The 26,868-nt window shown below is 67.3% G+C and carries 30 protein-coding genes and 1 pseudogene; 11 read left to right on the forward strand and 20 right to left on the reverse strand.

Annotation, left to right across the window (positions count from 1 at the left end):
- The first annotated feature begins 40 nt into the window (after positions 1–40).
- Genes LRS08_RS08910 through LRS08_RS08920 form a run of 3 tightly spaced genes read left to right on the forward strand, consistent with a single transcriptional unit; the run spans position 41 to position 3,707 of the window.
- Positions 41–1,324, forward strand: a complete 1,284-nt coding sequence (locus tag LRS08_RS08910) for a 3-methyl-2-oxobutanoate dehydrogenase (2-methylpropanoyl-transferring) subunit alpha (RefSeq protein WP_257844002.1) — start codon at positions 41–43, stop codon at positions 1,322–1,324.
- Positions 1,321–2,379 (forward strand): alpha-ketoacid dehydrogenase subunit beta, encoded by a 1,059-nt coding sequence (locus tag LRS08_RS08915; protein WP_374580528.1) that lies wholly within the window; start codon positions 1,321–1,323, stop codon positions 2,377–2,379. The genes LRS08_RS08910 and LRS08_RS08915 overlap by 4 nt, the downstream gene beginning before the upstream one ends.
- A 5-nt stretch (positions 2,380–2,384) precedes the next feature.
- On the forward strand, positions 2,385–3,707 hold the full coding sequence (locus LRS08_RS08920; protein WP_260481575.1) for a dihydrolipoamide acetyltransferase family protein: 1,323 nt from the start codon (positions 2,385–2,387) through the stop codon (positions 3,705–3,707).
- A gap of 34 nt (positions 3,708–3,741) precedes the next feature.
- Here the strand turns inward: LRS08_RS08920 and LRS08_RS08925 are convergent, their stop codons facing one another.
- The gene (locus LRS08_RS08925) at positions 3,742–5,022 is read right to left on the reverse strand and encodes an MFS transporter (protein ID WP_260481576.1); all 1,281 of its coding nucleotides are present in this window, start codon (positions 5,020–5,022) and stop codon (positions 3,742–3,744) included.
- A gap of 92 nt (positions 5,023–5,114) precedes the next feature.
- Positions 5,115–7,340 (reverse strand): TonB-dependent receptor, encoded by a 2,226-nt coding sequence (locus LRS08_RS08930; RefSeq protein WP_257844000.1) that lies wholly within the window; start codon positions 7,338–7,340, stop codon positions 5,115–5,117.
- 107 nt (positions 7,341–7,447) lie between these two features.
- Between LRS08_RS08930 and LRS08_RS08935 the strand changes: the two genes are divergently transcribed.
- Both LRS08_RS08935 and LRS08_RS08940 read left to right on the forward strand, forming a co-directional pair.
- On the forward strand, positions 7,448–8,104 hold the full coding sequence (locus LRS08_RS08935; RefSeq protein WP_260481577.1) for a TetR/AcrR family transcriptional regulator: 657 nt from the start codon (positions 7,448–7,450) through the stop codon (positions 8,102–8,104).
- Between the two features lie 66 nt (positions 8,105–8,170).
- Positions 8,171–8,602: an endonuclease domain-containing protein gene (locus LRS08_RS08940; protein ID WP_260481578.1), complete on the forward strand. Its 432-nt coding sequence runs from the start codon at positions 8,171–8,173 to the stop codon at positions 8,600–8,602.
- A gap of 284 nt (positions 8,603–8,886) precedes the next feature.
- Here LRS08_RS08940 and LRS08_RS08945 read toward each other — a convergent pair whose 3' ends face one another.
- Positions 8,887–9,474 (reverse strand): TlpA disulfide reductase family protein, encoded by a 588-nt coding sequence (locus LRS08_RS08945; RefSeq protein WP_308222986.1) that lies wholly within the window; start codon positions 9,472–9,474, stop codon positions 8,887–8,889.
- Positions 9,475–9,490: 16 nt separating this feature from the next.
- Between LRS08_RS08945 and argH the strand changes: the two genes are divergently transcribed.
- The 5 genes and pseudogenes from argH (at position 9,491) to LRS08_RS08970 (ending at position 14,070) form a co-directional block, all read left to right on the forward strand.
- Positions 9,491–10,861, forward strand: a complete 1,371-nt coding sequence (gene argH, locus LRS08_RS08950) for an argininosuccinate lyase (protein WP_257843996.1) — start codon at positions 9,491–9,493, stop codon at positions 10,859–10,861.
- A gap of 2 nt (positions 10,862–10,863) precedes the next feature.
- Positions 10,864–11,097, forward strand: coding sequence for a lipoprotein (locus tag LRS08_RS08955; RefSeq protein WP_066682582.1), 234 nt, complete (start codon positions 10,864–10,866; stop codon positions 11,095–11,097).
- 13 nt (positions 11,098–11,110) lie between these two features.
- A pseudogene (lysA, locus tag LRS08_RS08960) lies at positions 11,111–12,371 on the forward strand (diaminopimelate decarboxylase).
- Positions 12,368–13,123: an NAD(P)-dependent oxidoreductase gene (locus LRS08_RS08965; RefSeq protein ID WP_257843995.1), complete on the forward strand. Its 756-nt coding sequence runs from the start codon at positions 12,368–12,370 to the stop codon at positions 13,121–13,123. The pseudogene lysA and the gene LRS08_RS08965 overlap by 4 nt, the downstream one beginning before the upstream one ends.
- Positions 13,120–14,070, forward strand: coding sequence for a CorA family divalent cation transporter (locus LRS08_RS08970; protein WP_257843994.1), 951 nt, complete (start codon positions 13,120–13,122; stop codon positions 14,068–14,070). The genes LRS08_RS08965 and LRS08_RS08970 overlap by 4 nt, the downstream gene beginning before the upstream one ends.
- On the opposite strand, the gene LRS08_RS08975 is transcribed toward LRS08_RS08970, so the two are convergent.
- Positions 14,048–14,644, reverse strand: coding sequence for a two-component system response regulator (locus LRS08_RS08975; RefSeq protein ID WP_260481579.1), 597 nt, complete (start codon positions 14,642–14,644; stop codon positions 14,048–14,050). The two genes, LRS08_RS08970 and LRS08_RS08975, sit on opposite strands and share 23 nt — an antisense overlap.
- Before the next feature lie 148 nt (positions 14,645–14,792).
- The gene (locus LRS08_RS08980) at positions 14,793–15,329 is read right to left on the reverse strand and encodes an NADPH-dependent FMN reductase (protein ID WP_257843992.1); all 537 of its coding nucleotides are present in this window, start codon (positions 15,327–15,329) and stop codon (positions 14,793–14,795) included.
- Positions 15,330–15,399: 70 nt separating this feature from the next.
- Between LRS08_RS08980 and LRS08_RS08985 the strand changes: the two genes are divergently transcribed.
- Positions 15,400–16,470, forward strand: coding sequence for a CaiB/BaiF CoA-transferase family protein (locus tag LRS08_RS08985; protein WP_257843991.1), 1,071 nt, complete (start codon positions 15,400–15,402; stop codon positions 16,468–16,470).
- Positions 16,471–16,514: 44 nt separating this feature from the next.
- Here LRS08_RS08985 and fliS read toward each other — a convergent pair whose 3' ends face one another.
- The 15 genes from fliS to LRS08_RS09055 all read right to left on the reverse strand — a co-directional run bounded on the left by fliS (position 16,515) and on the right by LRS08_RS09055 (position 26,862).
- On the reverse strand, positions 16,515–16,916 hold the full coding sequence (gene fliS, locus LRS08_RS08990; RefSeq protein WP_260481580.1) for a flagellar export chaperone FliS: 402 nt from the start codon (positions 16,914–16,916) through the stop codon (positions 16,515–16,517).
- Entirely contained in the window at positions 16,916–18,352 is a 1,437-nt protein-coding gene (gene fliD / locus LRS08_RS08995) for a flagellar filament capping protein FliD (RefSeq protein ID WP_257843989.1), read from the reverse strand. Before fliD ends, fliS begins: the two co-directional genes overlap by 1 nt.
- A 33-nt stretch (positions 18,353–18,385) precedes the next feature.
- Positions 18,386–18,904 (reverse strand): flagellar biosynthesis protein FlhB, encoded by a 519-nt coding sequence (locus LRS08_RS20060; RefSeq protein ID WP_409456298.1) that lies wholly within the window; start codon positions 18,902–18,904, stop codon positions 18,386–18,388.
- Positions 18,786–19,529 (reverse strand): EscU/YscU/HrcU family type III secretion system export apparatus switch protein, encoded by a 744-nt coding sequence (locus LRS08_RS20065; RefSeq protein WP_409456280.1) that lies wholly within the window; start codon positions 19,527–19,529, stop codon positions 18,786–18,788. Before LRS08_RS20065 ends, LRS08_RS20060 begins: the two co-directional genes overlap by 119 nt.
- A complete protein-coding gene (gene fliR / locus LRS08_RS09005) occupies positions 19,529–20,311 on the reverse strand; it encodes a flagellar biosynthetic protein FliR (protein WP_260481581.1) in 783 nt (260 codons plus the stop codon). Before fliR ends, LRS08_RS20065 begins: the two co-directional genes overlap by 1 nt.
- A 1-nt stretch (position 20,312) precedes the next feature.
- On the reverse strand, positions 20,313–20,441 hold the full coding sequence (locus LRS08_RS09010) for a hypothetical protein (RefSeq protein WP_257843986.1): 129 nt from the start codon (positions 20,439–20,441) through the stop codon (positions 20,313–20,315).
- Positions 20,438–20,707, reverse strand: coding sequence for a flagellar biosynthesis protein FliQ (fliQ, locus tag LRS08_RS09015; protein WP_257843985.1), 270 nt, complete (start codon positions 20,705–20,707; stop codon positions 20,438–20,440). Before fliQ ends, LRS08_RS09010 begins: the two co-directional genes overlap by 4 nt.
- A gap of 6 nt (positions 20,708–20,713) precedes the next feature.
- Complete coding sequence (fliP, locus tag LRS08_RS09020) at positions 20,714–21,520, reverse strand: flagellar type III secretion system pore protein FliP (protein WP_374580517.1); 807 nt, start codon at positions 21,518–21,520, stop codon at positions 20,714–20,716.
- On the reverse strand, positions 21,517–21,771 hold the full coding sequence (locus LRS08_RS09025; RefSeq protein ID WP_260481582.1) for a flagellar biosynthetic protein FliO: 255 nt from the start codon (positions 21,769–21,771) through the stop codon (positions 21,517–21,519). The genes fliP and LRS08_RS09025 overlap by 4 nt, the downstream gene beginning before the upstream one ends.
- Before the next feature lie 6 nt (positions 21,772–21,777).
- On the reverse strand, positions 21,778–22,068 hold the full coding sequence (gene fliN, locus LRS08_RS09030; protein WP_257843981.1) for a flagellar motor switch protein FliN: 291 nt from the start codon (positions 22,066–22,068) through the stop codon (positions 21,778–21,780).
- Positions 22,065–23,027, reverse strand: coding sequence for a flagellar motor switch protein FliM (locus LRS08_RS09035; protein ID WP_257843980.1), 963 nt, complete (start codon positions 23,025–23,027; stop codon positions 22,065–22,067). Before LRS08_RS09035 ends, fliN begins: the two co-directional genes overlap by 4 nt.
- A gap of 6 nt (positions 23,028–23,033) precedes the next feature.
- Complete coding sequence (gene fliL / locus LRS08_RS09040) at positions 23,034–23,639, reverse strand: flagellar basal body-associated protein FliL (protein WP_257843979.1); 606 nt, start codon at positions 23,637–23,639, stop codon at positions 23,034–23,036.
- 22 nt (positions 23,640–23,661) lie between these two features.
- On the reverse strand, positions 23,662–24,975 hold the full coding sequence (locus LRS08_RS09045) for a flagellar hook-length control protein FliK (RefSeq protein WP_260481583.1): 1,314 nt from the start codon (positions 24,973–24,975) through the stop codon (positions 23,662–23,664).
- Between the two features lie 27 nt (positions 24,976–25,002).
- A complete protein-coding gene (locus LRS08_RS09050; RefSeq protein ID WP_260481584.1) occupies positions 25,003–25,434 on the reverse strand; it encodes a hypothetical protein in 432 nt (143 codons plus the stop codon).
- Between the two features lie 99 nt (positions 25,435–25,533).
- Entirely contained in the window at positions 25,534–26,862 is a 1,329-nt protein-coding gene (locus LRS08_RS09055; protein WP_257843976.1) for a FliI/YscN family ATPase, read from the reverse strand.
- Positions 26,863–26,868 lie beyond the last annotated feature (6 nt).

Below are 26,868 nucleotides of genomic sequence, written 5' to 3' on the forward strand. Positions count from 1 at the left end.
GCGAGGCGACCCGGACAGCCCTTTAGCTGCTGGAGAGTGCATGGCGGACGTCCCGCGCAACCTGCCCCCGCTGAGCCTGCATGTGCCGGAGCCCAAGTTCCGGCCGGGCGATGCGGTCGATTTCGCAGCGGTGGAGGTGCCGCCCGCCGGTGCCCAGCCCCGCCCCGATACCGCCGCCGATCCGGCGAGCTTCCACGACCTTTCCTATACGCTGATCCGCGTGCTCGACGATGAGGGGCAGGCGGTCGGTCCGTGGAACCCGCGACTCGATCCCGACACGCTGCGCACGATGCTGCGCGACATGGCGCTGGTCCGCGCGTTCGACGAGCGGATGTTCCGCGCACAGCGGCAGGGCAAGACCAGCTTCTACATGAAGTGCACCGGCGAAGAGGCGGTGGCGATCGCCGCGACGCATGCACTGAGCCGCGACGACATGTGCTTCCCGAGCTATCGCCAGCAGGGCATCCTGATCGCGCGCAACTACAGCCTGGTTCAGATGATGAACCAGATCTATTCGAACAGCGGCGACGTGCTGCAGGGCAAGCAGCTGCCGATCATGTATTCGTCGCGCGACGACGGCTTCTTCTCGATCAGCGGCAACCTGACTACCCAATATCCGCAGGCAGTGGGCTGGGCGATGGCGAGCGCGGCGAAGGGCGATACGCGGATTGCCGCGACCTGGTGCGGCGAGGGATCGACGGCGGAGGGCGACTTCCACTCCGCGATGACCTTTGCCACCGTCTACAAGGCGCCGGTCATCTTCAACGTCGTCAACAACCAATGGGCGATTTCGAGCTTTTCCGGGTTCGCCGGGGCCGAGGCGACGACCTTTGCCGCGCGCGCGATCGGATATGGCATGGCGGGGCTGCGCATCGACGGCAACGACGCGCTGGCGGTCTATGCGGCGACGCAATGGGCGGCGGAGCGGGCGCGGACCAATCAGGGGCCGACGCTGATCGAGCATTTCACCTATCGCGCCGAGGGTCACTCGACCTCCGACGATCCGACCCAGTATCGCAGCGCGGGCGAGCCGGGCGCATGGCCGCTGGGCGACCCGGTCGCGCGACTGAAGGCGCATCTGATCGCGATCGGTGAGTGGGACGAGGAGCGCCACGCCGCGCAGGACCGCGAGGTCGCCGAGCTGGTCAAGGCGGCGCAGAAGGAAGCCGAGAAGAACGGCATCCTCGGCCACGGCCTGCACCAGCCGCTCGATTCGCTGTTCGACGGGGTGTTCGAGGAGATGCCCTGGCATCTGCGCGAGCAACGCCAGCAGATGCTGGACGAGGAAGAAGCCAGCGGGCGTCCATGGGCGAGGAAGGCATGAGCGACGTGATCGAGACCGCCGCGACCGGCGAAGCGGGCGAAACCGTCCGCATGAACATGATCCAGTCGATCAACTCCGCGATGGCGGTGATGATGGAACGCGATCCCAACGTGATCGTGATGGGCGAGGATGTCGGCTATTTCGGCGGCGTGTTCCGCGCGACGGCGGGGCTGCAGGAAAAGTTCGGCAAGACCCGCGTGTTCGACACGCCGATCACCGAATGCGGCATCATCGGCGTGGCGATCGGCATGGGCGCCTATGGCCTGCGCCCGGTGCCGGAGATTCAGTTCGCCGATTATATCTATCCCGCGCTCGACCAGCTGGTGAGCGAGGCGGCGCGGCTGCGCTATCGTTCGGCCGGGCAGTTCACCGCCCCGCTGACGGTACGCTCGCCATTTGGCGGCGGCATTTTCGGCGGGCAGACGCACAGCCAGAGCCCTGAAGGCATTTTCACCCATGTCTCCGGCGTGAAGACGGTGATCCCGTCGACGCCGTATGACGCCAAGGGGCTGCTGATCGCGTCGATCGAGGACAATGATCCCGTCATCTTCTTCGAGCCCAAGCGCATCTATAACGGCCCGTTCAACGGCCATTGGGATCGCCCGGCGGAAAACTGGTCGAAGCATCCCGGCGGCGCGGTGCCCGAGGGCTATTACCGGATCGAGCTGGGCAAGGCGGCGATCGTGCGGCCGGGCAATGCGCTGACGATCCTGGCCTATGGCACGATGGTGCACGTCGCCAAGGCGACGGTCGAAGAAATGGGGATCGATGCCGAGATCATTGACCTGCGCACCTTGGTGCCGCTCGACATCGAGACGATCGAGGAGTCGGTCAAGAAGACCGGGCGCTGCATGGTGGTGCATGAGGCGACGCGCACCGGCGGGTTCGGTGCGGAGCTGTCGGCGCTGGTGCAGGAGCGGTGCTTCTATCACCTCGAAGCGCCGGTCGAGCGCGTCACGGGATTCGACACGCCCTATCCCCATAGCCTTGAATGGGCTTACTTCCCCGGGCCGGTCCGCATCGGACAGGCGCTCAAGAAACTCCTGAAGGACTGATCGGCATGGCGCGCTTTACGTTTCGTCTTCCGGACATTGGCGAAGGCATCGCCGAAGCCGAGATCGTCGCCTGGCACGTCAAGGTGGGCGACCGGATCGAGGAGGATCAGCAGGTCGCCGACATGATGACCGACAAGGCGACGGTCGAGATGGAATCGCCGGTGTCGGGCGTGGTGGTCGAGCTGGCCGGTGAGGTCGGCGATCAGGTTGCGATCGGCGCGGCGCTGATGGTGGTGGAGACCGAGGAAGCAGTGGCGGAGGAAGCTCCGGCTGCGGCGGCTCCGGTTGCCGAGGCGGTCGAGGAGCAGGTCGAGGCGGAGACGCCGGGGGTTCCGGAAGCCATTGAGGCACCCGCTCCCCTCCCGCTTGCGGGAGGGGCTGGGGGAGGGCCTGTCCAAACGGACCCGACCCCTGAGGAAACAAGCCCTCCCCCGACCCCTCCCGCAAGCGGGAGGGGGGAAGAAGGGCGCCACGTCCTCGCCTCCCCGGCCGTGCGCGCGAGGGCGAAGGACCTAGGCGTCGACCTTTCCGAGGTGAAGCATGACGGGCAGCATATCCGTCACGCCGATCTCGACGCCTATCTGCGCTATGGCAGCGGACAGGGCTATCACGCCCCCCACGCCAGCCGCGCGCGCGAGGACGAGACCGTGAAGGTGATCGGGATGCGCCGCCGCATCGCCGAGAATATGGCGGCGGCGAAGCGCGCGATCCCGCACTTCACCTATGTCGACGAGATCGACGTGACCGCGCTGGAGGCGATGCGCGCCGACCTGAATGCCAATCGCGGATCACGGCCCAAGCTGACGATGCTGCCGTTCCTGATCGTCGCGATCTGTCGCACCCTTCCCGATTTCCCGATGCTCAACGCGCGCTATGACGATGAGGGCGGCGTGGTGACGCGGTTCGGGCGCGTCCATATGGGCATGGCGACGCAGACCGATGCCGGCCTGACCGTCCCCGTCATCCGCGACGCGCAGGACATGAATGTCTGGCAGCTGGCGAGCGAGATCGGGCGCCTGGCCGAAGCGGCGCGCACCGGCAAGATCAAGTCGGAAGAACTGCAGGGCGGGACGATCACGATCACCTCGCTAGGTCCGCTCGGCGGCATCGCGACCACCCCGGTGATCAACCGGCCCGAGGTGGCGATTATCGGCCCGAACAAGATCGTCGAGCGCCCCGTCTTTGCCGGCGACGACATCGTCCGCGCGAAGCTGATGAACCTGTCGATCAGCTGCGACCATCGCGTCGTCGATGGCTGGGACGCGGCGAGCTATGTCCAGGCGCTGCGCAAGCTGCTCGAAACGCCGGTGTTGTTGTTCGCTGACTGAAGATTGATCCTCCCCCGCAAGGGGGAGGATTAAATCACTCCACCCAATCCTTGCGCAGGGTGCGGACGGCGAAGAGCATCAGCACCGCCGCGATGACGTAGAAAGACAGCGCGGCGACCGCCGAGTAGCGCAGCGCTTCGTTGCCATAGCTCGCAGTCATCGCGTCCGACATCGCGCCCATTACCCATGATCCCGCGCCCAGCCCGATCAGGTTGTTGATCAGCAGGAAGCTGGCGCTCGCGGTCGCGCGCATATGCGGGGGGACGAGGTTCTGGACCGCCGTCGTCACCGGGCCGAGCCAGAGGATGTTGAGGCCGTTCGGGATCAGGAACAGGAACCAGGCGAGCGTCACATTGTCGGTCAGGAACCCGCCCGCGAACAACGGCACGCAGACCAGCCAGGCGATCGCCGGAAGCTTCGCATAGACGCCGCGATCGCCCCCGCCGAGCCGGTCGGCGAGCACCCCGCCCATGAACACGCCGAGCGTTCCGCCGACCAGCAGGATCGAGCCGAAGAAATAGCTGGTGGTGGAAAGGTCGAAGCCGAAGCTGCGCACGAAGAAGGTCGGTGCCCAGAAAGCGAGGCCATAGCCGCACATCGAGCTGAACCCGGCGGCGAACGCCATCAGCCAGAAGCTGGGTTTTTTCGCGAGGATCGCGAAGACCTGGCTGACCGGCACGCGCTCTGCGGCAGTGGTGGCGACGGGGCGCGGCGGCTCCTTGACCATCATCCGGAAGAAGGGCGCGATGACGACCCCAGCCAGCCCGACGACGATGAACGCCATGCGCCAGTCGACGGTCGCCGCGATCCACGCGCCGAGCAAGGTGCCCGACGCCAGTCCGATCGGGATGCCGAGCGAGTAGATGGCGAGCGCGCGGGCACGCTGATGCTGGGGGAAATAATCGGCGATGATCGCATAGGAGGGCGCGACGCCCCCCGCCTCGCCCACCCCGACACCGAGGCGATAGAGGAACAGGGTCCAGAAGCCGTTGGCGAGGCCGCACAATGCGGTGAAGCCGCTCCACACGGTGAGCGAGATCGTGACAACCCAGGTGCGGCTGGTGCGATCGGCGAGCAAAGCGAGCGGGACGCCGAGGGTCGAGTAGAGAAAGGCGAAGGCGATGCCGCCGAGCGCGCCGAGCTGGGTATCGGTGAGGCCGAGATCGGCCTTGATCGGCACGGCGAGGATGCCGAGAATCTGCCGGTCGAGGAAGTTGAAGGTATAGACGAGGAGGAGCATCGCGAGCACCTGCGCCCGATAGCGCGGCGTGCCATAGCCTCCGCTAGGCGCGGCCGTGGCGGCGGTTGCGTTCATCCTGGCATTCCTCCCCTTCGAAAAAATCGGCCGGGCGCCCATCCTTAGACGCCCGGCCGGATCAGTCTGGCAAACTCAAGGTCGCAAAGCGATCAGAACTTCACTTCGAACGTGCCGGTCACGGTGCGCGGCGGGCCGTAATAGCCGATGATCGAGTTGCCGGTGAGCGCGCCCGGGAAGTTGTAGCCGCCGACGCGATAGCGTGCGTCGGTGAGGTTGCGCGCCGCAATGCCGAGGCGATAGCGCCCGTCGCCCGAGGTCCAGTTGAGCGAGGCATCGACCAGTGCGTAGCCGTCCTGATCCAGCGCCGGGGTCGCCAGCTCGAACATCTGGATGTCGCTGCGCAGCGAGACCGCCGGAGTGAAGGCGAGAACGCCGCCCGCGACATCGTTCGACCAGGTGAAGGATGCGTTGGCAGTCCATTCCGGCGTGTTCTGGAAGGCGCGCTGGTTCGACACATCGACCGGGGTGGTGCCGCCGCCGATGAAGGTGAAGAACTCCTTATAATCGGCATTGGTGTAGCCGACCACGACGCTGGCTTGGAAATGGCGCGACGGGACCATGCGGGTTTCGAGCTCGAAGCCGTAGATCACGCCCTTGCCCGCATTGTCGACGAAGCTGGCGATGCCGCTGGGCAGCGCCGGCACCTGGATCGTGACCTGCTGGTCCTTGTAGTTGGAGTAGAAGCCGGCGGCGTTGACGAACAACGTGCGGTCGAGGAACGCGCCCTTCATGCCCAGTTCGTAGCTGTCGATCGTCTCCGGCTCGTAGCCATTGACCGTGGTCGGGGTCAGGATCGCGTCGCCGCGCATGTCGAACCCGCCCGACTTGTAGCCCTTGCCATAGCTGGCGTAGAAATTGAGGTCGGCGTTGGGCTGATAGCTGAGGCTGATGCGCGGGGTCAGCTTCTCGAACTCGCGGCTATTGGTGTAGTCCGAGCGGATCAGGCCGGGGACCGCGGCGGCGTTGCCGAAGCGCGGGCTGCGCAGGCCGGTATAGTTGCGGCGGAACACCGTGCCGGTCTTCTCATCGCGGGTGTAGCGCAGGCCGGCCGAGATCTTGAACTGGTCGCTCACGTCGAAGCTGAAATCACCGAACGCGGCATAGCTCTTGGTGAACACCGTGCCCGAGGTCAGCGTGGTGAGGTTGGCGAGGCCGATCACCGTGTCGAACGCACCGCTGGCGCGGCCGTTGAGGTAATAGACGCCGAACACGCCCTGAAGCCGGTCGCCCTCATAGAGCAGCTGGAGTTCCTGGGTGAACTGACGGTCCGAATAGTCCGCCGGGATGTCGAGCGTCGGCAGGATCGTGTTGTCGAAATCGATCACCGTGTCGGTGCTGCCGTCGCGCCAGGCGGTGATGGTCTTGAAGGTCAGCATGTCGGACAGGCCGATTTCGCCGGTGACCGACAGGCCGCGCGTTTCGACGCGGTTCTCGTCGCCGATGCCGGCGCGCGTGTCATAGACGCTGGCGGTCGGGGCATAGATCGGGTCGGTGCCGTTGGGCAGCAAGCGGGTGCCGTGACGCGGGTTCGACCGGTCGAGCACGCGGTCGCCCGCGACGCGCACGAAGATATTGTCGGTCGGGGAGAATTCCGCCGACACGCGCGCGGCGAGCACGTCCTTGTTGTAATGCTCCGCCCCGGTGGTGAGGTTGGTGCCGTATCCGTCGCGCCAATATTGCGCGACCGCAGCGCCCAGCGACAGCGTGTCACCAACCGGGATCACCACCTGACCGACCAGATCGATCTGGTTGTACGAGCCATAGGCACCGCGGAACGACGCCTTGAAGTCATTGCCCAGGCGGCGGGTGACATATTTCACCGCGCCGCCGATGGTGTTGCGGCCATAGAGCGTGCCCTGCGGTCCGCGCAGCACTTCGACCCGCTCGACGTCGAAAATGTCGAGCACCGCGCCCTGGGGCCGGGCGACATAGACATCGTCGATGTACAGCGCGACGCCGGGTTCGAAGCCCCACAGCGGGTCCTGCTGACCCACGCCGCGGCTGAATGCGATCAGGGTGGAGTTAGAGCCGCGCGCGATCTGCAGCGTCAGGTTCGGGGTCTTGTCCTGCAGCGCGGTGATGTCCGCCGCACCGCTCTTGACCAGCGAATCGCCGGTGACGACCGACATCGAGATCGGCACGTCGATCAGGCTTTCCTCACGCCGACGCGCGGTGACGACGATCTCGCCGCCGTCCTGGGTTTCGGCGGCTTCGTCGGCAGGAGCATCCTGCGCGATTGCCGGAACGGACGCGAGCGCGGTTAGCGCGGCGCTGGCGGTCAAAAAGGTGCGGACAGACGGATAGAGACGCTTCATGCTTTCCTCCCCAAAATCGGCCGGCGACCCCCGGCCTTGTCAGTGGTTGAAGATGCCTATAGTGAAACCTGAACCGGGTTTCAACTTCCGGATGAAGGAGGGGAGAAATGACGAGCGATCGTGGCAAGACCGCCACACTGCCCCCCGCCCTGCATCTGGGCGACAGTGCGGCGAGCGAGGGCAAGGAGCCACGCACCGCACGCGGCCGCCGCACGCTGCGCGCGATCCTCGACGCTGCTGCCGCCGAGTTTGGCGAGAAGGGATTCCATGAAGGGTCGGTGAGCGGCATCACCCGCCGCGCGGGCGTGGCGCTGGGCAGTTTCTACACCTATTTCGATTCGAAGGACGCGGTGTTCCGCGCTTTGGTCCGCGACATGAGCGATCAGGTGCGCGAACATGTCGCCCCCGCGATCCGCGCCGCGCCGGAGCAGATCGCGGCGGAGCGTGCGGGCCTTGAAACCTTCATCGGCTTCGTGCGCAAGCACAAGGAAATCTACCGCATCATCGACGAGGCCGAGTTCGTCGATCCCGAGAGCTTCCGGCTACATTACCAGACCACCGCCGAGCGCATCGAAAAGCGGCTGAAGGCAGCGGCCGAACGCGGCGAGGTGCGCGCCGACGTGTCCGACGTCCACGCCTGGGCGATCATGGGGATGAACGTGTTCCTGGGCCTGCGCTACGGCGTGTGGAGCGAGGATGCCGAGCCGGGCGAGGTCGCGGATACGGTGGCGGAGATGCTGGCGCGGGGGTTGGGGGTTCGGTAGCTTCCCAATCTATCCTCCCCCGCCAGGGGGAGGTGGCGCCGAAGGCGACGGAGGGGGAGGACGGCGATGCGGCTTAAGGGATCGGAGCAGGCCCGCCGCAATGCAAAACGACTGCGCTGGACCATGACGCCGCCGGAGATCGCCCTCTGGCTTGCACTTCGCGTGAACGCCGCAGGGTTGCGGTTTCGCAAGCAGCATGCAGCCGGACCGTATGTTCTCGACTTCTATTGCGCGCCGGCCCGGTTGGCGATCGAAGTCGATGGTGAAGCGCATGAGCGCGGCGACCGACCCGAGCGTGACGCAGCGCGCGATACTTGGTTGGCGGAGCAGGGTGTTCGCACCCTTCGCTATCCCGCCGCCGAGGCTTTAGGGGATCTGGATGGCGTGGTGCAGCAGATCATCACGGTCGCAGTCGAACGGGTCGCAAGTAACAAAGTGCGTCGCCGCCCTCCCCCTCCGTCGCCTTCGGCGCCACCTCCCCCTGGCGGGGGAGGATAGATTGTCTGGTCATGCCGAGCGCGTGGTCGGGTCTTCACAAATCAGTTGAAGGAAGTACCGACACGCTTCGCCTTCACTGGCGAACTCGCGTAGCCCCTGCTCCAAGCCACGCTCACTGTAGAATGTTGTCCAGAAGTCTGGCTTTCCAACGATTCCGGACGGTCGCCTCCGGAGAACATAGACCTCGCTCGTGTTCTTGCCTTCGTCGCTGACATCGAACGAGCTCGGGCTAACTCCATGCTTAGCCAGAGCCGCGAGTAGCTCCTGACGGTTCGTCACCTCGCTCACCCCGCCTCCGCGATCCACGCCGCCGCTGTCTCGCCGTCCCAGTCCATGTCGCCCGAGACGCGCCACACTTCCTTGCCCTGCGCGTCGTAGAGGATCGTTGTCGGCAGGTTGACGCCGTATCCGGTCGAAAATTTGACGTCGGGGTCGAGATAGGGCTGGAGCGCGGCGAACTTCGCCTTTTCGAAGAAGGGCGTGACCTTGGCCGCGCCGTCCAGGTCCTGACTGATCACCAGCACCTGGAGCCTGTCCTTTTCGCGCACCGCGAGCCGGTCGAGCGTCGGCATTTCACGGACGCACGGCGCGCACCAGGTCGCCCAGAGGTTGACCAGCAGCGGCTTGCCGCGGAACGCCGCCAGCGTCACCGGCTTGCCTGCGGGGTCGAGAAAGCCGTGGTCGGGTGCGGCCTCGCCCTTCTTGCTGCGGTCGACCGTGCCGACCCGCTCGGGCTCGTCGGTCGCGTTGGCGGCCCCAGCCGCGCTTTCATCGGCGACAGTTGCGGTTGCTTGCGGCTGCGGTTGCTTGCCACTATCGCAGCCGGCGGTTCCAAGGCCCAGTATAAGGAGAAGCGCGATCGTCGAGCGCAAGGGAAGCTCCAATTCCATGTGGGGCGGGCGCTTCGCCGAAGGCCCGTCGTCGGTGATGCGCGAGATTAACGCATCCATCCCGTTCGACAAGCGGATGTGGCGCCAGGATATCGCCGGGTCGAAAGCGCATGTCGCGATGCTGGGACAGCAGGGCATCGTGTCGGCGGAGGACGCTGCGACGATCTCGGCCGGGCTGGATCAGGTCGCCGAAGATTACGCGCGCGACGGGGTGCCGGAGGATCTGGCGCTCGAAGACATTCATATGCTGACCGAATCGCGGCTGGCGGAGAAGATCGGGCCGGTCGCCGGGCGGCTGCATACCGCGCGCAGCCGCAACGATCAGGTCGCGACCGATTTCCGCCTGTGGGTGCGTGACGCGACCGATCAGGTGCTGGCCGCGCTCGACGCGCTGCAGGGCGCGCTGCTGACGCGGGCGGAGGAGCATGCCGACAGCGTGATGCCGGGCTTCACGCACCTGCAGAGCGCGCAGCCGGTGACGCTGGGGCATCATCTGATGGCCTATTTCGAGATGATCGCGCGGGACGTTTCGCGGTTCAGCGACAATCGCGCGCGCGGGAATCTCTGCCCGCTGGGGTCGGCGGCGCTGGCGGGGACGGGGTTTCCGCTCGACCGGGAGATGACGGCGGCGGCGCTCGGCTTTGACGGGCCGACGCGCAATTCGCTCGATGCCGTCAGCGACCGCGACTTCGCGCTCGATTATCTGATGGCGGCGGCGCAGTGCTCGCTGCACCTGTCGCGGCTCGCCGAAGAGTTCGTGATCTGGGCGAGCCAGCCGTTCGGCTTCGTCAAGCTGAGCGACCAATGGTCGACCGGCAGCTCGATCATGCCGCAGAAGCGCAATCCCGATGCGGCCGAGCTGGTGCGCGGGCATAGCGGGCGGATCGTCGGGTGCCTGACCGCGCTGATGATCACGATGAAGGGCCTCCCACTCGCCTATTCCAAGGACATGCAGGACGACAAGCCGCCGGTGTTCGAGGCGCACGACCTGCTCGCGCTGTCGATCGCGGCGATGACCGGAATGGTCGAGAGCGCGGACTTCCGCACCGATCGAATGCGCGGCCTTGCCGAAAGCGGCTTTGCCACCGCCACCGACCTGGCCGACTGGCTGGTGCGCGAGGGCGGCATCCCGTTCCGCGAGGCGCACCACATCACCGGGCGCGCGGTCGCGGCGGCGGAGGCGAAGGGCGTGCGGCTCGACCAGCTGGAACTGGCGGAGCTGCAGGCGATTGACGGTCGTATCGACGGGCGCGTGTTTGACGTATTGACGGTCGATGCTTCGGTCGCGAGCCGGACGAGTTTTGGTGGCACGGCCCCGGCGCGGGTGCGTGCGGCGATTGCAGCCGCCCGGGCTGCAAGAGGAGAATGAATATGCGAACCCTGGTGGTCTTCACGGCGCTTCTGCTGGCCGCATGCGGCAATCGGGGCGACCTGAAACCGGCCGCCGGGGAGACGCTGCCCCCCAAACCCTATGGGGCGGTGGCCACGCCGGCACCGGCAGACCTGACGAAGGCGCCGCCCCAGACGCGACCGACGCGCAGCGACGAAGTGCTGCGCAGCTCAGAGGAACGGCGCAGCGACGAGTTCGACCTGCCGCCGCAGTAAGAAGATCGATTTCATGGACCATTTCAACCGCAAGAACGGCGTGCTGCACGCCGAGGACGTCGCCATTCCCGCCATCGCGGCGCAGGTCGGCACGCCCTTTTACGTCTATTCGACCGCGACGCTGGAGCGGCATGCGCAGGTTCTGAAGGCTGCGCTGTCCGATCTGCCGCGCGTGCATATCGCATTCGCGATCAAGGCCAACCCGAACCTCGCCGTGCTCGGCGTGCTGGCGAAGCAGGGCTATGGTGCCGACGTGGTGTCGGGCGGCGAGCTCAAGCGCGCGCTGGCGGCCGGGATGAAGCCCGAGGACATCGTATTTTCGGGCGTCGGCAAGACCCGCGCCGAGCTGCAACTGGGGCTGGACGAAGGGATCGGCCAGTTCAACCTGGAGCTGGAAGAGGAGGGGCGAGGTGCTCGCCGACCTCGCGCACGCACAGGGCAAGACCGCGCCGGCAGTGCTGCGCGTGAACCCCGATGTCGATGCGGGGACGCACGCCAAGATCTCGACCGGCAAGGCGGAGAACAAGTTCGGCGTTGCGATCGACCGCGCGCTTGCGATCTTCGACCGGCTGGCCAAGCGTCCGGGCATGAACCTGCGCGGCGTGGCGATCCATATCGGCAGCCAGCTCAAGACGCTCGCGCCGCTGGAAGCCGCGTATAAGCGCGTCGGCGAGCTGGTCGCGGAATTGCGCGCGGCCGGGCACATGATCACCCATGTCGACCTCGGCGGCGGGCTGGGCGTCCCCTATGAGCCAGGCGACAAGGTGTCGTCGGCCGAGGAATTCGGCGCGATGGTCAAGCGCGTCACCGCCGACTGGGACGTGACGCTAATGTTCGAACCGGGCCGCTTCATCTGCGGCAATGCCGGGGTGCTGGTGACCGAGGTCATCTGGGTCAAGCCGGCGAGCATCAACCCCTATGTCATCGTCGATGCGGCGATGAACGATCTGGCGCGCCCCGCCCTCTACGACGCCTATCATGCGTTCGAGGCGGTCGAACCGACGGGCGAAAAGTTCGTCGCCAATATCGCGGGGCCGGTGTGCGAGACCGGCGACACGTTCGCGATGGGGCGTGAGATCGATCTGGTGAAGTCGGGCGACCTCGGCGTGTTCCGCACCGCCGGTGCCTATGGTGCGACGATGGCGTCGACGTACAACAGCCGCGCGCTGGTGCCCGAGGTGCTGGTGTCGGGGGACAAGTTTGCAATCGTGGCCGACCGCATCCAGCCCGAAACGATCATGGGGGCCGAGCGCGTCCCCGAGTGGGTGCGGTGAAACGCTCCGGCCTGCCCGTCTTTCTGCGGCTGGACGGGCGGCCGGTGATTCTTGTGGGCGACGGCGCGACGGCGGAGGCCAAGCGCCGGTTGCTCGAACGCGCGGGCGCGGTGATGGTCGGCGAGGACGGTGCGGCGCAGGTCGCGCTGGTCGCGTGCGACGATCCCGAGCCGGTGGTGGCGCGCTTGAAGGCGCGTGGGCTGCTGGTCAATGTCGCGGACCGGCCGGATCTGTGCGACTTCACTTTGCCCGCGATCATCGAGCGCGATCCGGTGACGATCGCGATCGGCACCGGCGGCGCGTCGGCGGGGCTGGCCGCAGCGTTGCGCCAGCGGATCGAGCCGTTGATCCCGGCGTCGCTGGGCGCGCTGGCAGATGCGTTGGCGGCAGCGCGCGACGCGATGCGCGCGCGCTGGCCCGATGGCGGGGCGCGGCGGCGGGCATTGGGCGCGGCGCTGGCCGGGCCGCTCGATCCGTTGCAGGCTCAGAATGGTGATGCCGTCGCGCGCTGGCTGGCGTCACCTTATACGCCCGGCGACCGGATCGAGCGCATCGTGCTCACCTCCCCCGACCCCGACGACCTCACGCTGCGTCAGGCGCGCTGGCTGGCGCAGGCCGATCGCGTCACGCATCGACCCGATGTGCCCGCCGCGATCCTCGACCGCGCGCGCGCCGATGCCGAGCGGATCGCGTGCGATGTCCCGCCAAGGGGCTTGCCCGGCCTCACCGTCGATGTTTCAACCGCGCGATGAGCGGATTTGCCTATCGCGTGACGGCCGACGCCGTGGAGGAGATCACCCCGCGCAACGCGCTCGAGTGCGCGGCGGAGTTTGTCTGGATCCACCTGACCTCGCGCGATGAGGAGGTGCAGGCTTGGCTGCGCGATCATGCGGCGCTCGACCATTTCACGATCGACGCGCTCACCGCGCTGGAGACCCGCCCGCGCTGCGAACAGATTGACGGGGCGGCGGTGCTCAATTTGCGCGGGATGACCCATGAAGAGATGGCGAGCAGCGATCCGCTCGCTTCGATTCGGCTGCGCGCTGACGGTGCGCGCGTGATTTCGGTCACCCGACTGCCACTGGACGTCCTCGACACGGCACGCGCGGCGATGGAGGCGGGGCGGATCAGCGACGCAGGCGACCTGATCGCGACGCTGGCGTCGGCAATCACCGAACAACTCGACCCCGAGGTCGCGCAGCTCGGCGATTCGCTCGACGAGTGCGAGGAACAGCTTGATCCGCGCGCAGCGTTCGACCTGCGCCGCAACGTCAGCCGGGTGCGGCGCCGGGCGATCGGCTATCGCCGCTTTCTCTATCCCCAGCGCGCGGCGTTGGAGAAGCTGGCGGGGTTGCCTGTGACGTGGTTGAGCGACGAGGATCGACTGCACGTCAGTGCCGCTGCGGACCGCGCGGCGCGCATGGCCGAGGAGCTGGAAAGCATCCGCGAGCGCGCGGCGCTGATCCACGAGGCGCTGACCGACCTGCGCGCCGAGGTGATCGACCAGCGATCGCTGTTGATTGCCGTGGTCGCGATGATCTTTCTGCCGCTGACCTTTATCACCGGTCTGTTCGGGATGAACGTGGACGGCATCCCCTATGCCCACCATGCGGGATCATTCTGGATCATTACCGGGTTCAGTCTGGTGATCGCCGCGGGGGTCGGCCTGTATTTCGTCAGGCGGCACTGGTTCCGCTGAGCGATTCCACTTTGGCACTGAGCGCGTCGATCGAGCCCAGCAGCCGCGCGCGATCGGCACGAGAAACAGCGAGTTCGCTGCGCGTCTCGCCCAGTTCGATCGCCCGCGCCGCGATCCGCGCATCGAGCGAGGCAACGGTGCGCTTGAGTTCCACGATCCGGCCGGCGCGCTCCAGCGTGCGCTCGATCCGTGCCTGAAGCACGCCAAAGTCGAACGGCTTGGCAAGATGGTCGTCGGCTCCCGCCGCCAGCGCCTCGACGGCCCCGCGCGAATCGCTGAGCGCTGTGATCATGATGACCGGCAAATCGGCGGTGTCAGGGGCGGTACGAATCTCGGTCAATACGTCGAGCCCGGACATGCCGGGCATCACCATATCCAGCAGGACAAGGTCGAAGCCGCGCCCGGAAATCAGGTCGAGCGCTTCACGCCCGCTATCGGCGAGCACGACCATATAGCCCATCGCGCCGAGCCGACCGCCAATGACGTGCAGATTGGTCCGGCTGTCATCGACGACCAGGATCGTGCGTGTGCCGCGCCGGCGCGAATCGCCTCTCTGATAGGTGGTGCTCACCATCCGACAATCTTATGCCGGGAGCGTCACGATCTTGTTAACGCTGCGCTGGGCTGCGGTACCGGCTCCCCCCCCCACCCGGCCACCCATAGAATACACTGGCGTTGGGTGGCCGGGTGGGGAGCGGGCCGGTACCGTTCAATCGAAAACTTCAGCGTTTCAAAAACCACAGGATCTGATCGACCATCATGCGCAGCTGCGCATCGGCCTCGCCCAGCGGGTCGCCCGGCGCGCCCATGTTGATCGCGACACCCAAGGGGGTCGGCCAGCCGCGCAGTGCGTGGACGATGGTGCGCAACGCCGACATGGTCGACACCGCTGCTTGCCAGCCGCCCGCGGTCGCGACCATACCGACCGGCATCCGGTCGAAATAGACGCGGTCATCCCCGCGCAGCAGCTCGACATGGTCGAGCGCGTTCTTGACCAGCCCGGACAGCGTGCCGTGATAGCCGGGCGAGCCGACGATCAGCGCATCGGCGCTGCGCAGCACATCGACGAAATGCGCGACATTGCCCTCGGGCACCGGATCGCACAGCTCATAGGGCGGGAAGTTTATCGCCTCACCGGTGAGCAGCGTCGTGCGCGCACCTGCTTCCTCGGCGATCGCAAGACACCGCGCCAGCGCCCGCCCGGTGGCGGATTCGGGTCGCGAAGTTCCACCAAGGGCGACGATATGCGGCTTGCTCATGGCGTGGGGCTAGCCGAAACCGGAGCGATGGGCCACCCTGATCGGGCAGGTCAGCAATGGAGAGCGTGGGGTGCAGACCAAGGGGCCGCTTGCGGGAGTGCGCATCGTCGAGATCGACGCGATCGGGCCGGTTCCGTTCGCCGCGATGCTGCTCGCCGATCTGGGCGCGGATGTGGTGCGCGTGGTCCAGCCAGATGCGAGCGCGAGCCATGTCGTCCCCGGCCTGTATCGCGGGCGACGCGAGCTGGAGCTGGATTTCCGTCACCCCGCGTCGCTGATGGAACTGCGCGAGCTGATCGACCGCGCCGACGGGTTGATCGAAGGGATGCCGCCGCGCTCGATCGAGGCGCTTGGAATCGGTCCCGATGCATGCCGCATGCGTAACCCGCGACTGGTTTATGGACGAGCGAGCATATGGGGGCAGGACGGGCCGATGGCCGAGCGGCCGGGCAGCGATATCAACGTGCTCGCGCTCACCGGTGCCCTCCATGCGATCGGCACGCCCGAGCAGCCGGTGGTGCCGCTGACGCTGATCGGCGACCACGCCGGGTGCGGCATGTTTCTGGCGCTGGGGATGGTGAGCGCGATCCTGGGCGCGCAGGCGAGCGGAGAGGGGCGGATCGTCGATGCCGCCGCGTCGGACGGGGTCGGCACGCTGATGGGGCTGACCCAGAGCCTGATGGCAAGCGGGCGCTGGCTCGACCGGCGCGAGGCGAACCTGGTCGATGGCGGAGCACCCTTTTACCGCACCTATCGCTGTGCCGATGAGCGGCATATTGCGGTCGGCGCGATCGAGCCGTCCGCCTTTGCCGAACTCTGTGCGGTGCTGGGGCTGGAGGCATCGAAGATCCCGCAATTCGACCGCGCGGGATGGCCGCACATGGCCCGCGAATTCGCCCGCCGCTTCGCCAGCCGGACGCGCGACGAATGGGTCGCGCAATTCCCCGACGGGGCGGCGTGCGTGACGCCGGTGCTGAGCCTGACCGAAGCTGCGCGCCATCCGCATGCCCTCGCCCGCCGCCCGCTGGCGAGCGGTCCGGCCGGTGGGCCGACCGCGCCGCAATTCACCCCGCGCGCTCCGGCAACGGGTCCGGCGGTGGTGACGAGCGTGGGGGAAATGCTGGGGCGCTGGGTGGATTGAGCCACCCAAATCCTCCCCCGCCAGGGGAAGGTTTAAGGCGTGAGCTACGCCGCGCGCGCGGCGCTCCATGCGCCCGCGATTTCCTCAAGGTCGTCGGCAACCGCCCGGAAGGGGGTGGGATCGTTGCCAATACTGGACTGAACGATCTGGGTGCGCAGCCCGTGATAAAGCGTCGCGAGCGTCCGCGAAACCTCTCCCCCGCGCTCGAAATCCAGCCCGCCCTCCAGCGCAAACAGGATCGCGGTCGCGCGGGCGATGCGCTCGCTCTTGACCGGGTACTGGCCCTTTTCGGCTGCGAAAGCCGCGGAGCGGAGCGCAGCGATGCATTCCTTGTACATCAGTTCGACCAACTGGTGCGGGTCTGCGGCGGCGGTGCGCCCGACCGCGTCGATATTGCGATAGGTCGCGGCGGCATTGGTGGTGAGGCGGATCGGGCGGGTCATCATCAATCCTGCCGGTTCCAAGCATCGACCTGCGATTCGAGGAAGCTCATCGTCGATTTATAGACAGCGACCTTGGCGTCCATGCTGGCGAACTGGCGGGTCATGCGGGTGCGCGTGTCTTCGACCTTGGCGAGCACCGCCGCCTTGTCCTCGTCGAGATCGGCCTTGGCGCGGGTATAGCCCGCTTCGCTTGCCCCCAGCCCGCGCGTCGTGCTCGCCGCCGCCGTCGCGATGGCGTTGAGCGCGCCCGCCACGCCGTTGCCGGTGGCGTTGGTGCCGACCGGTTCGGCGAACAGCCGCTCGACCGCCTGCGGATAATCGACCAGCGCACGGCTGAGCGCGGCGGTGTCGACGCTGAGCGTCCCGTCGCGTTCGGTGCGGATGCCGATCTGCGCCAGCGTGGTCGGCTCGCCCGCAGCGCCGGTCGCGACCTGCGCGATCGTAATCTGCTGGAGCTGGCGCTTGACCGCCTTGGCCGCCGCATCGCCGCGCAATGCGCCGTCGAGCGGGTCGAGATCCTTGTTCAGCGCCGAGAAGACCTCGTTATAGGTCGCGACGAGATCCTGCGCGGCCTGGAGCAGCGCGTTGGTCGGCGTGGTCCGCCCGATCGAAACGATCGTCCCCGGCTGGGCGGAGGACAGATCGAGCCGCACGCCCGGAACCAGATCGGAAATACTGTTGCCGTCGCGGCGCAACGCGATGCCGTCGACCGCGACGATCGCGTCGGACGCCGCGCTGCCGATCGTGGTGCCGGTCGCGCCGATGCCGATATTGAGCGCGGCGAGGCCAGTGTGACCCGGCGTTTCGGTCGCGGTGAGGGTGAAGGCGCGCGCCTCCCCGCTCGCGCCCTTGACCACCAGCCGGGCGCCGCCGCTGTCGGTGACGACCGATGCGGAGATCCCCGCCTTGGCCGCATTGATCGCGGCGGCGATGCCGTCGAGGCTGCTATTTTCCGGACCGATGGTGATTGCAACCGGCGCGGCAGCGCCGGCGGTGAAGCCGGTCATCGCGCCATCCGCCACGGTCGCGGTGCCGAATGTGAGGGTCAGCGTCCCCTGCCCGATCGCGGCGGTGCGGTTCACGACCGGCGCGCTGGCGGCGCTTTGCGGCGCAGCGAGCTGGCGTATCTCGACCTTGGCGTTGAGGCTGGCGAGGTTAGCGCCCGCGAGGCGGGTAACGCCGAGGATGCTGGGATGCGAGCTGGTCGGCTGGGTCGCCAGCGTGCCGCCGCGCGTCAGGCTGGCGAGCGCGGTGGCGAAGCCGGTGATGTTGCTCTTGTGGGTCGATGCTGCCGTGATCTGCGCGGTGAGCGTCTCCTCGCGCTTGGTGAGCGCGGCGTTCTTGAGCTCGAACTGCGCATCGACCAGGCTCTGGACGAGCGCGGTCGTGTCGATGCCCGACCCGGTCCCGATCGTTTTCGCAATCGATTCAATGGCCATGGCCGTGATCCCCCATGCCTCGATAAACGGCGGTCATCGCGCGCCCTTAAGCCCCGTCTGCACGCCATTTTCGTCGAACAGCGCGGTTTCCGGCACCTTGACCGACGGCATCGCGCCACCCGCGCGCTTGTCGAGGCCGAACACGAAGGCCAGTACCGTCGCAACCGCCAGATACAGGTCGTCGCGGATCTCCTGATTCTCGCGGCTGGTGAAGTAGAGCGCGCGGGCGAGCGGGGGCAGTTCGATCCGCGGCACCGCAAATTCGTCGGCCAGTTCGCGGATCGCGAGGGCAATCTCGCCGCGTCCCTTGGCAACCACCACCGGCACCTGATCCTTGCCCTGATCGTAGCGCAGCGCGACCGAGAAGTGGGTCGGGTTGGTGAGCACGACATGCGCCGTCGCGACGCTCTTGCGCATCCCGCCCTTGGCGATCTCACGCTGGCGCTGGCGACGCGCGCCCTTGGCCTCGGGCGAGCCTTCGGTTTCCTTGTATTCGTCCTTCACTTCCTGATGGCTCATCTTGAGCCGCTGCATGTGGCGGAAGATCTGGATCGGCAGATCGACTCCCGCGATCAGCAACAGCCCGCCCGCCATGACGAGGACCAAAGTCGCAAACGTGTCGCCCAGCACCCCCCACCGCAGTGCCGAGATCGGACGACACCAGACCCATCGTCGGACGCGCCGCCCCCCACAGCATCCACGCGCCCATCCCGCCGAGCAGCACCACCTTGAGTAGCGACTTGCCAAGCTCGATCCAGCCGGTCGGGCCGAAGATGCGCTTGAGCCCGGAGCCGGGATTGATGCGATTGCCCTTGGGCGCCATCAGCTTGCCGTTGAAGCGCAGCGATCCCAGCGCGGCCTGGCTGAGCACCGCACCGCCAAGCGCAATGGCGAGCAGTGCCCCGAGCGACGGGGCAAGCTTCCACCCGGCGGTGGCCAGCGGCTTCCAGGGCTGGAAGCTTTCGATATCGGCACGACCGAAACTGAAGCTCGCCGCCATCACCTCGCGGATCGCACCCAGAAGTTGCGGCCCCATCAGGATCATCCAGCCGCAGCCGAGCAGGATGATCAGCGCGGCACCAAACTCGCGCGACTTGAGCAGGTCGCCATCGTCGCGCGCTTTTTGCTTGCGCTTGGGTGTTGGTGCTTGGGTCTTTTCGCCCGCGCTCTCCGACATCAGCCGAGCCCCCCGAGCACCAGCGCCTGCGCGGCGTCGAGCGCCTCACGCACGATGACGAGCATGTAATCGCCCATCGCCGGCATGCCGGCGAGCAGCGCGAGGACGCCCATGGCGAGGCTGGCGGGAATGCCGATCGCGAACAGGTTGAGCGCGGGGGCAGAGCGCGAGAGCATGCCCACGACGATGTTGAGGCACAGCAGCAGGAAGCCGACCGGCAGCGCGAGCAGCAGCCCGGCGAGGAAGGCATAGCCGCCGAACAGCACGATGTTCATCAGCTTGCCCGGCGCGAGCCAGGCGCCGCCCGGGGGCAGCAATTCGTAGGAACGCACGATCAACTCGACCAGCACGAGATGGCCGTCGACCGCGAGGAACAGCAAGGTGAGCAGCACCGTCAGAAACTGGCCGAGCGCCGGGGTGGACTGGCCGGTCTGCGGGTTGATCGCGGTGGCGAAGCTAAGGCCCATCGACACGCCGATCACCTCGCTCGCCACCAGCGGCGCGGCAAAGGCGATCTGAAGGATGAAGCCCAGTGCGAGGCCGACCAGCGCTTCGGCCATTACGGCGAGGATGGTTTCGAGCACGAACACCTCGCCCGGCACCGTGATCGGTGCGGCGTGCATCGACAGGATCGCGACGGCGGCGGTCAGCAGGATGCGAACGTTCAATGGCACCGCGACCGCGCCGAACACCGGCGCGGCGAGGAAGGCGGCACCGACCCGCACCATCGTGAACAGCAGCGCCCAGAGCTGCGGTTCGATCGCGAGGCCGAAGCCGAGCATGTCAGTGGATGCTGGCCGAGGTCGGCGCCCAGCGCGTGCGGAACAGATCGTCGCGCCGCACATCGGGGCGACGCAGCAACGGGCGCGGCGGCTGGGGCGGGGCGGCGGGAACGGGAGTGCTGAAGGTCATTTCACAAGGTCCGGAATGCGTTCGAAAATAGTGGTGGTGAAGTCGCCGAGCAGGGTCAGGATCATGCCACCGAAGATGACGAGGCTGACCCCGACGATCGCGAGCTTGGGCACGAAGGTCAGCGTCTGTTCCTGGATCGACGTCGCCGCCTGGATCATGCCGAGGATCAGGCCCGACAGCAGCGCCGGGATCAGGATCGGGGCGGAAGCGAGCGCAAGGATCCACATGGCTTCGCGCGCCACCGACAGGAAATAATCTGCGTCCATGGGTCCCTATCCCGAGAAGCTTGAGGCAAGGCTGCCCATCGTCAGCGCCCAGCCATCGACCAGCACGAACAGCAGCAATTTGAACGGCATCGAGATGATCGTCGGCGACATCATCATCATGCCCAGGCTCATCAGCACGGTGGCGACGATCAGGTCGATGACGATGAAGGGCAGGAAGATCAGGAAGCCGATCTGAAACGCGGTCTTGAGCTCGCTGGTGACGAAGGCCGGCAGCAGGATCGAGAAAGGCGTGTCCTGCGGGTTGGCGATCGGGCCGGTCTTGGCGATGCCGGCGAACATGGTGATGTCCTTCACCCGCGTCTGCTTGAGCATGAAGGCGTGGAGCGGCTTGCCCGCTTCCTCGATCATCTGCGTCGCGCCGATGCGTCCCTCGGCATAGGGCTGGATCGCGGTGCGGTTCATCACCTCGATCGTCGGGGCCATGATGAAGAAGGACAGGAACAGCGACAGGCCGATCAGCACCTGGTTGGGCGGGGTCTGCTGCAGCCCCAGCGCCTGACGCAGGATCGCGAGCACGATGATGATCCGGGTGAAGCTGGTCATCATCAGCAGGATGCCCGGCAGCACCGTGAGCAGGCCCATGATGATGAGCACTTGCAGCGACAGGCTGAGCGGCGCGTCGCCGCCGCCCAGGTCGCCGAGCGCGCGGTCGATCGCGTCGCCCGCTCCGGGAGTCGCGGCGGCAGTGGGCGCTGCGGCGGCAGCCTCCTGCGCGAACGCCGGGGCGACCGCGAACAGCGCGAGCGCAAGCGCGCCGAGCAGCAGCGCGAGGTGACGCAGCATCGGGCTCATCCGTCGATCCGGTCGATCAGCGTGACGCCATTGCGGCTGACCGAGACGAGCAGACGCTTGCCCTCGACCTCAAGCACCGCGATGCGCGTGCCGGTCGAGACCATCATCGTCTCCTTGACCTTCAGCATGCGGTCGCCCTGATTGCCGGGCAGCCGCGCCTCGAGCTTGCGCCAGAGATAGAGGCAGCCGATCAGCAGACCGCAGACGAGCGGCAACAGCACGACCAGCTTGAGGATGTAGGACCACATCATGGTCGATCAGCCCCGCTTTTCGGGCGCGACCAGCTCGGTCATGCGCACGCCGAACTTGTCGCCGACCGTCACCACCTCGCCCCGCCCGATCAGCGTGCCGTTGACGAACACGTCGAGCAGCTCGTCGGCCTCGCGATCGAGTTCGATCACGCTGGTTTCGGCGAGAGCGAGCAGTTCGCGCAGCGTCAACGTGGTCGATCCGATCTCGACGGTCAGCTTGACCCCGACATCCTGGAGCAGATGGAAATTGGCGGCGGCCGCGGTTTCGGCGGCGAAACTGCCGGTCATGTCGTTCATCGTGCGTCCTCGAGCTCAGGGGTGTCGAAACGGGTCAGGCGGATGGCAGCGCGGCCATTGGCGGTGCCGACGGTGCCGCTGCCGATGCGGCGCGGACCGACCATCACCGGCACATCGGGGCCGAAGCTGATCGGAATGACGTCGCCGGGCTTGAGCGACATCAGCATCGCGGCGGGCACCACAGGCTCGGCCAGCACCGAGCGGACGGGCAGGCGCACGCCCAGCGCGGCGCGGGTCAGCGCATTGCGCCAGTGCGGCTCGACCTCGGGCTCGCCGCCGATCACCTTGGCGGTAAGCGCCGGGCTCCACGGCTTGAGCGCGCTGACCGGGTAGAGGATGTCGATCCAGTGCGGCTTGGCATTGCCGTGCGCGACACCGATGCGGGTGACGACCATCGCGTCGCCGCCGTCGATTTCGGGCGCGACGGACAATGGCGTGTGTGCAGGGGCAAAAGCGAAGTCGATATCCGCGAGCAGTTCCCAGGCCGGGCGCAGCTGTGCGGCGATGCTCTCGGCAATGCGGCGGAGCAAGGTTTCGGCCGATCCGGTGAAATCGGCGGGCATCGGGTGCGGTGCCTCGCCATCGCCGCCAAAGAAGCGGTCGAGCATTTCGTAGCTCAGCTTGCCGTCAATCGCGATCAGCGCGCGACCGCGACCCGGCGTCATCGCGAGAGGCAGCCAGGCGGTCAGGCCATCGGGCCGCTCGGCGCGGTAATCGGCATGGCGCTGCACCGACAGCGGCTCGGCCCACAGGCGCAGTCCTTCGCCGACCAGCGGTTCGAACACCGGCTTCAATGCCTTGGCCAGCCGCGCGGTCAGATGCTGGACGCCGTGCAGGTCGCCGAACGGATTGAGGTTCGCGGCCCCCAGGGCAGGCGCGTGTTCGGCACCAGCGCGTGAACGCTCGCGCCGCTCGGGCGCTTCCCCATCCGGGGTCAGATCTGAAGGGCCGTTAACCATGCCCGTTCACTGAACGATGAAATTGGTAAAATAGACGTTAGCAATCCCCCCAAATCCCTCTTTTTCCTTGAGGACCGCGTTGATTGCGGCGGACAGGCGCTTTTGCAGCTTGGTCTTCCCGTCGGCGGTGAAGACCTCGTCCTCATTGGTTTCGCCGAGCGCGAGCAGGATCGCCGAGCGCACCGCGAGCTCGTGCGTCTTCAGATTCTCGATCACGCGATTGTCATAGGGGGTCGAGATCGCGACCCCGACCTGCACGAAATGCACGCTGTCGCGCAGGTTCGACGTGAATTCCTTCTCCATCTGGTAATAGGTGGAGGCGAATTTGTCGCCGCCCTGGCCCTTGGGGGTGGGCTTGCCCTTGCCCTCGCCGCCTTCCTCGCCTTCCTTGGCTGCAGCGCGGACCTCTTCGCTCTTGGGAACGAGGCGCGGCGTGTCGGCATCGGCGCTCTCGGCCTGTGCGCCGCCGCCGATCAACCCGGAATTGGCTGCGTACAGTCCGCCGCCGACGCCGCCGCCGATCAGCACGACCAGTCCGGTTCCGATCATCAGCCATTTCATCATCCCGCCCTTCTTCTTCACGGGCGCGGCGGCGGTTTCGGTGTCACTCATGGATGTTCCCCCTCAGAATGGTTCAGGCGATCCGCGCGTCGGACGCGCTGCCGGTGTCCGCGCGCGCCGTCGCCGGGCGGGCGGGTGTGGATTGGTGATTCGGTTGCTGTTCGCGGCGCGATTCGCTGCCGCCGCCATCGACGCTCGACTGGCCCATCTTCAGCCCGCGCGCTTCGGCGAGTTCGGCAAGGCGCGGGGCGGCTTCGACGAGCAGCTGCCGGGTCACGGGGTTTTCGGCAGTAAAATGAATCTGGATGCGATCGCCGTCGCGACGGATCGAGACATCGACCGTGCCGAGATTTTCCGGCGCGAGGCGGATGCGGGTGTCCGCCGCCTCGACCCCGTCGCGCAGCGCGGCGATCCGCTCGATCATCTTGCCGGTCCAGTCGTCGCGGCTGAGGTCGAGCGGGGTCTGATCCGCCTGGGCGGGTGCCTGAACGGTGGTGCGCTGGAGTTCGACGGCACGCAGCATCTGGACCTCCGGGCTCACCGGGTCGGCAGGGGTGACGGGATCAAGCGCATCGCCCAGGGGAACGGCAAGAGCGGCCGCAAAGACCTGAGCGGCGGGCGCGGGCTGTGATGTCCATGGCAGCGGCGGCGCAGGCGGTGCGATTGGCGCGGGGGCGACGGCAGACACGGAAGCGCGGGTGGGCGCGACCGCGATCTGCGCAGCAGCGGGAGCGGGCGCGATTCCCGTTTCCTGCGACCCGCGGACCGCACCGGCGCGCGCGACAAGCTCGGGCGTCGCGGCGGTGGCACGGTCGAACCGCACCTCCGCCGCGACGGCCCCGCCCCGGGCGCTCGGCTCGGCCTGGGCCGGAACCGGATCGCGCCAGGTGCGAAGCGGGGTGGAAGCTGGTGATGCCGCCAGCGCGGTGTTCGCAGGTGCAGGCGGGAATAGGGGCGCATTCCCCTCCGCCACGCCAGCGACATCGGCGGGGAGCGGAGCGGTCTCGACGATCTCGACGATCTCGACCGGCTGCGCAGGGGTACCGACCGTATCGGCAATCGGGCCGTCAATGTGCGCGCTGGGCGTCCCGACCGCGACCCGCCCGGGCAACGGCGCATCGAGCGGCAGCGGCATCAATCCTTCGGGCATCCATGCCAGCAGCGCTTCGTCGTCGTCGATGTCGCCGTCTGTCACCTCGTCAGCGGAGACCGGCAAATCCTTGCCGTATCCGGCAACCGGTTTGCCGGTCGGCGGCGCGACACCCGGCACCGCGCAGTCGAGCGCGAGCGTGAGATCGAAGCCTGCCGCCACGGCGGCGGGCACCGCACGCGGCGTGAATCCGGGCGGGGACAGGGTAAGGGCGGTCGAGGCGAGCAGGTCGGTCACGTCGGGCGAAACTCCTTCGCCCGCAGATCAGCAAGGATCGTGCCGTTTTCTCGAAGTGGCCGGCATATCCTCCAGCGCGCGCATTGCGCGGCGAGCGGCATTGGCCTCGGCGCGCTCGATCAGCTTCTCGATCGCGCTCTGGTCGCGCTTGGCCTCCTGCGTGGCCGAACGGGCATGATCGAGGCCGCGCTGTGCATCGACGACGCGACGCTCGGCGGCAAAGGCCGACTGGTGCAGCCGCTCGCGATAATGGGCCGCAGCGATCAGGCTGGTGGCGCTGCCCGGGCGCGGTGCCAGGGCCGGCGCGACGCCCTGCGCCAGCGATTCGATGCGCGCGCGCAACGCCTGTTCGGCGGCGACCTTCTCGCGGGCAGCGACCTCGCCCGCACGGACCATGTCGAGCTGGAGCGTGCGGACGCGGAGCAGTCGGTCGAGCTTTTTCGCGTGCTTATCAGCCATATTGGGGCTCCGGCTCCAGCCCGCTCCCCCCACCCGGCCACCCAGACGGTACACTTAGTGGGTGGCCGGGTGGGGGAGCGGGCCGGTGCCGCCATCAAACTACGCATCGCCGAACACGCCGACCAGTTCGGTCACCGCTTCGTCGAGGCTGACCGTCTCGTCATAAGCCTGGCGGATATAGTCGAGCACGGTGTCGTGGCAGGCGATCGCCGCGTCGATCTGCGCATCTGCCCCGGCGCGATAGGCGCCCATCAGGACGAGATCGCGATTCTCCTCATAGGTGGCGAGGTGGCGGCGCAGCACGCGCGCGGCACCAACATGCTCCTTGGTCGCGATGTCGGTCATTACGCGGCTGACCGATGGCCCGAGGTCGATCGCAGGATAGACGCCGCGTTCGGCCAGCGCGCGGCTGAGCACGATATGGCCGTCGAGGATCGATCGCGCGCTGTCCACGACGGGGTCATTGCCGTCGTCGCCATCGGCGAGCACGGTATAGATCGCGGTGATCGACCCGCCGGTATGGACATCGGTCCCGGCGCGCTCGATCAGGCTGGGCAGCATCGCGATTGCCGAGGGCGGATAGCCGCGCGCGCTCGCCGGTTCGCCAAGCGCCAGCCCGATCTCGCGCCCCGCATGCGCGACGCGGGTCAGCGAATCCATGATAAGGAGGACCTTCTTGCCCTCGTTGCGAAAGGCTTCGGCGATGGCGGTGGCGCGCAATGCGCCGCGGATGCGCAGGACGGGCGAGTGGTTGGCCGGGACCGCGACGACGACCGAGCGCGCCCGCGCCGCGCCCGCGACCTTGGTCTCCAGAAAGTCGGACACTTCGCGCGAACGCTCGCCGATCAGGCCGATGACGATGACATCGGCCTTGGCGGCGCGAACCATCATGCCGAGCAGCACCGACTTGCCGACGCCCGATCCCGCCATGATGCCGACGCGCTGGCCCTGGCCGATCGTCAGCAGGCCGTTGATCGCGCGCACGCCGACATCCATCGGCTGAAGCACGCGGCCCCGGTCGAGCGGCGACTGGATCTTGCCCGCCAGCGGCCATTTTCCCGCCCCGCGGATCGGGCCGAGCCCGTCGATCGGCTTGCCCGCGCCATCGACCACGCGACCGAGCAGGGCAGCGCCGACCTCCGCCTCGCCCGGCGGGCCGATCGGGCGCACCGGAGCGTTGGGGAGCAGGGCAGCGGGACCGCCCAGGTTCATCAGCAATGTCCGGCCGCCGCGAAACCCGATCACCTCCGCCTCGACCCGGCTGTCGCCGGTGCCGATCGCGCAGACCGTGCCCACCGGAAGCGAGAGGCCGACCGCCTCCATCAGCAGCCCGTCATAGGAGGCGAGTCGCCCCGACACCTTGGGCCGGGGCCGGATATCGCCACAGGCAAGGCCGTCGAGATACTCGGCGGTAAAGCGGTTGAGCATGACGCC

Origin of the sequence: Sphingomonas sp. J315 (assembly GCF_024666595.1) — a bacterium.
Taxonomy (GTDB): domain Bacteria; phylum Pseudomonadota; class Alphaproteobacteria; order Sphingomonadales; family Sphingomonadaceae; genus Sphingomonas.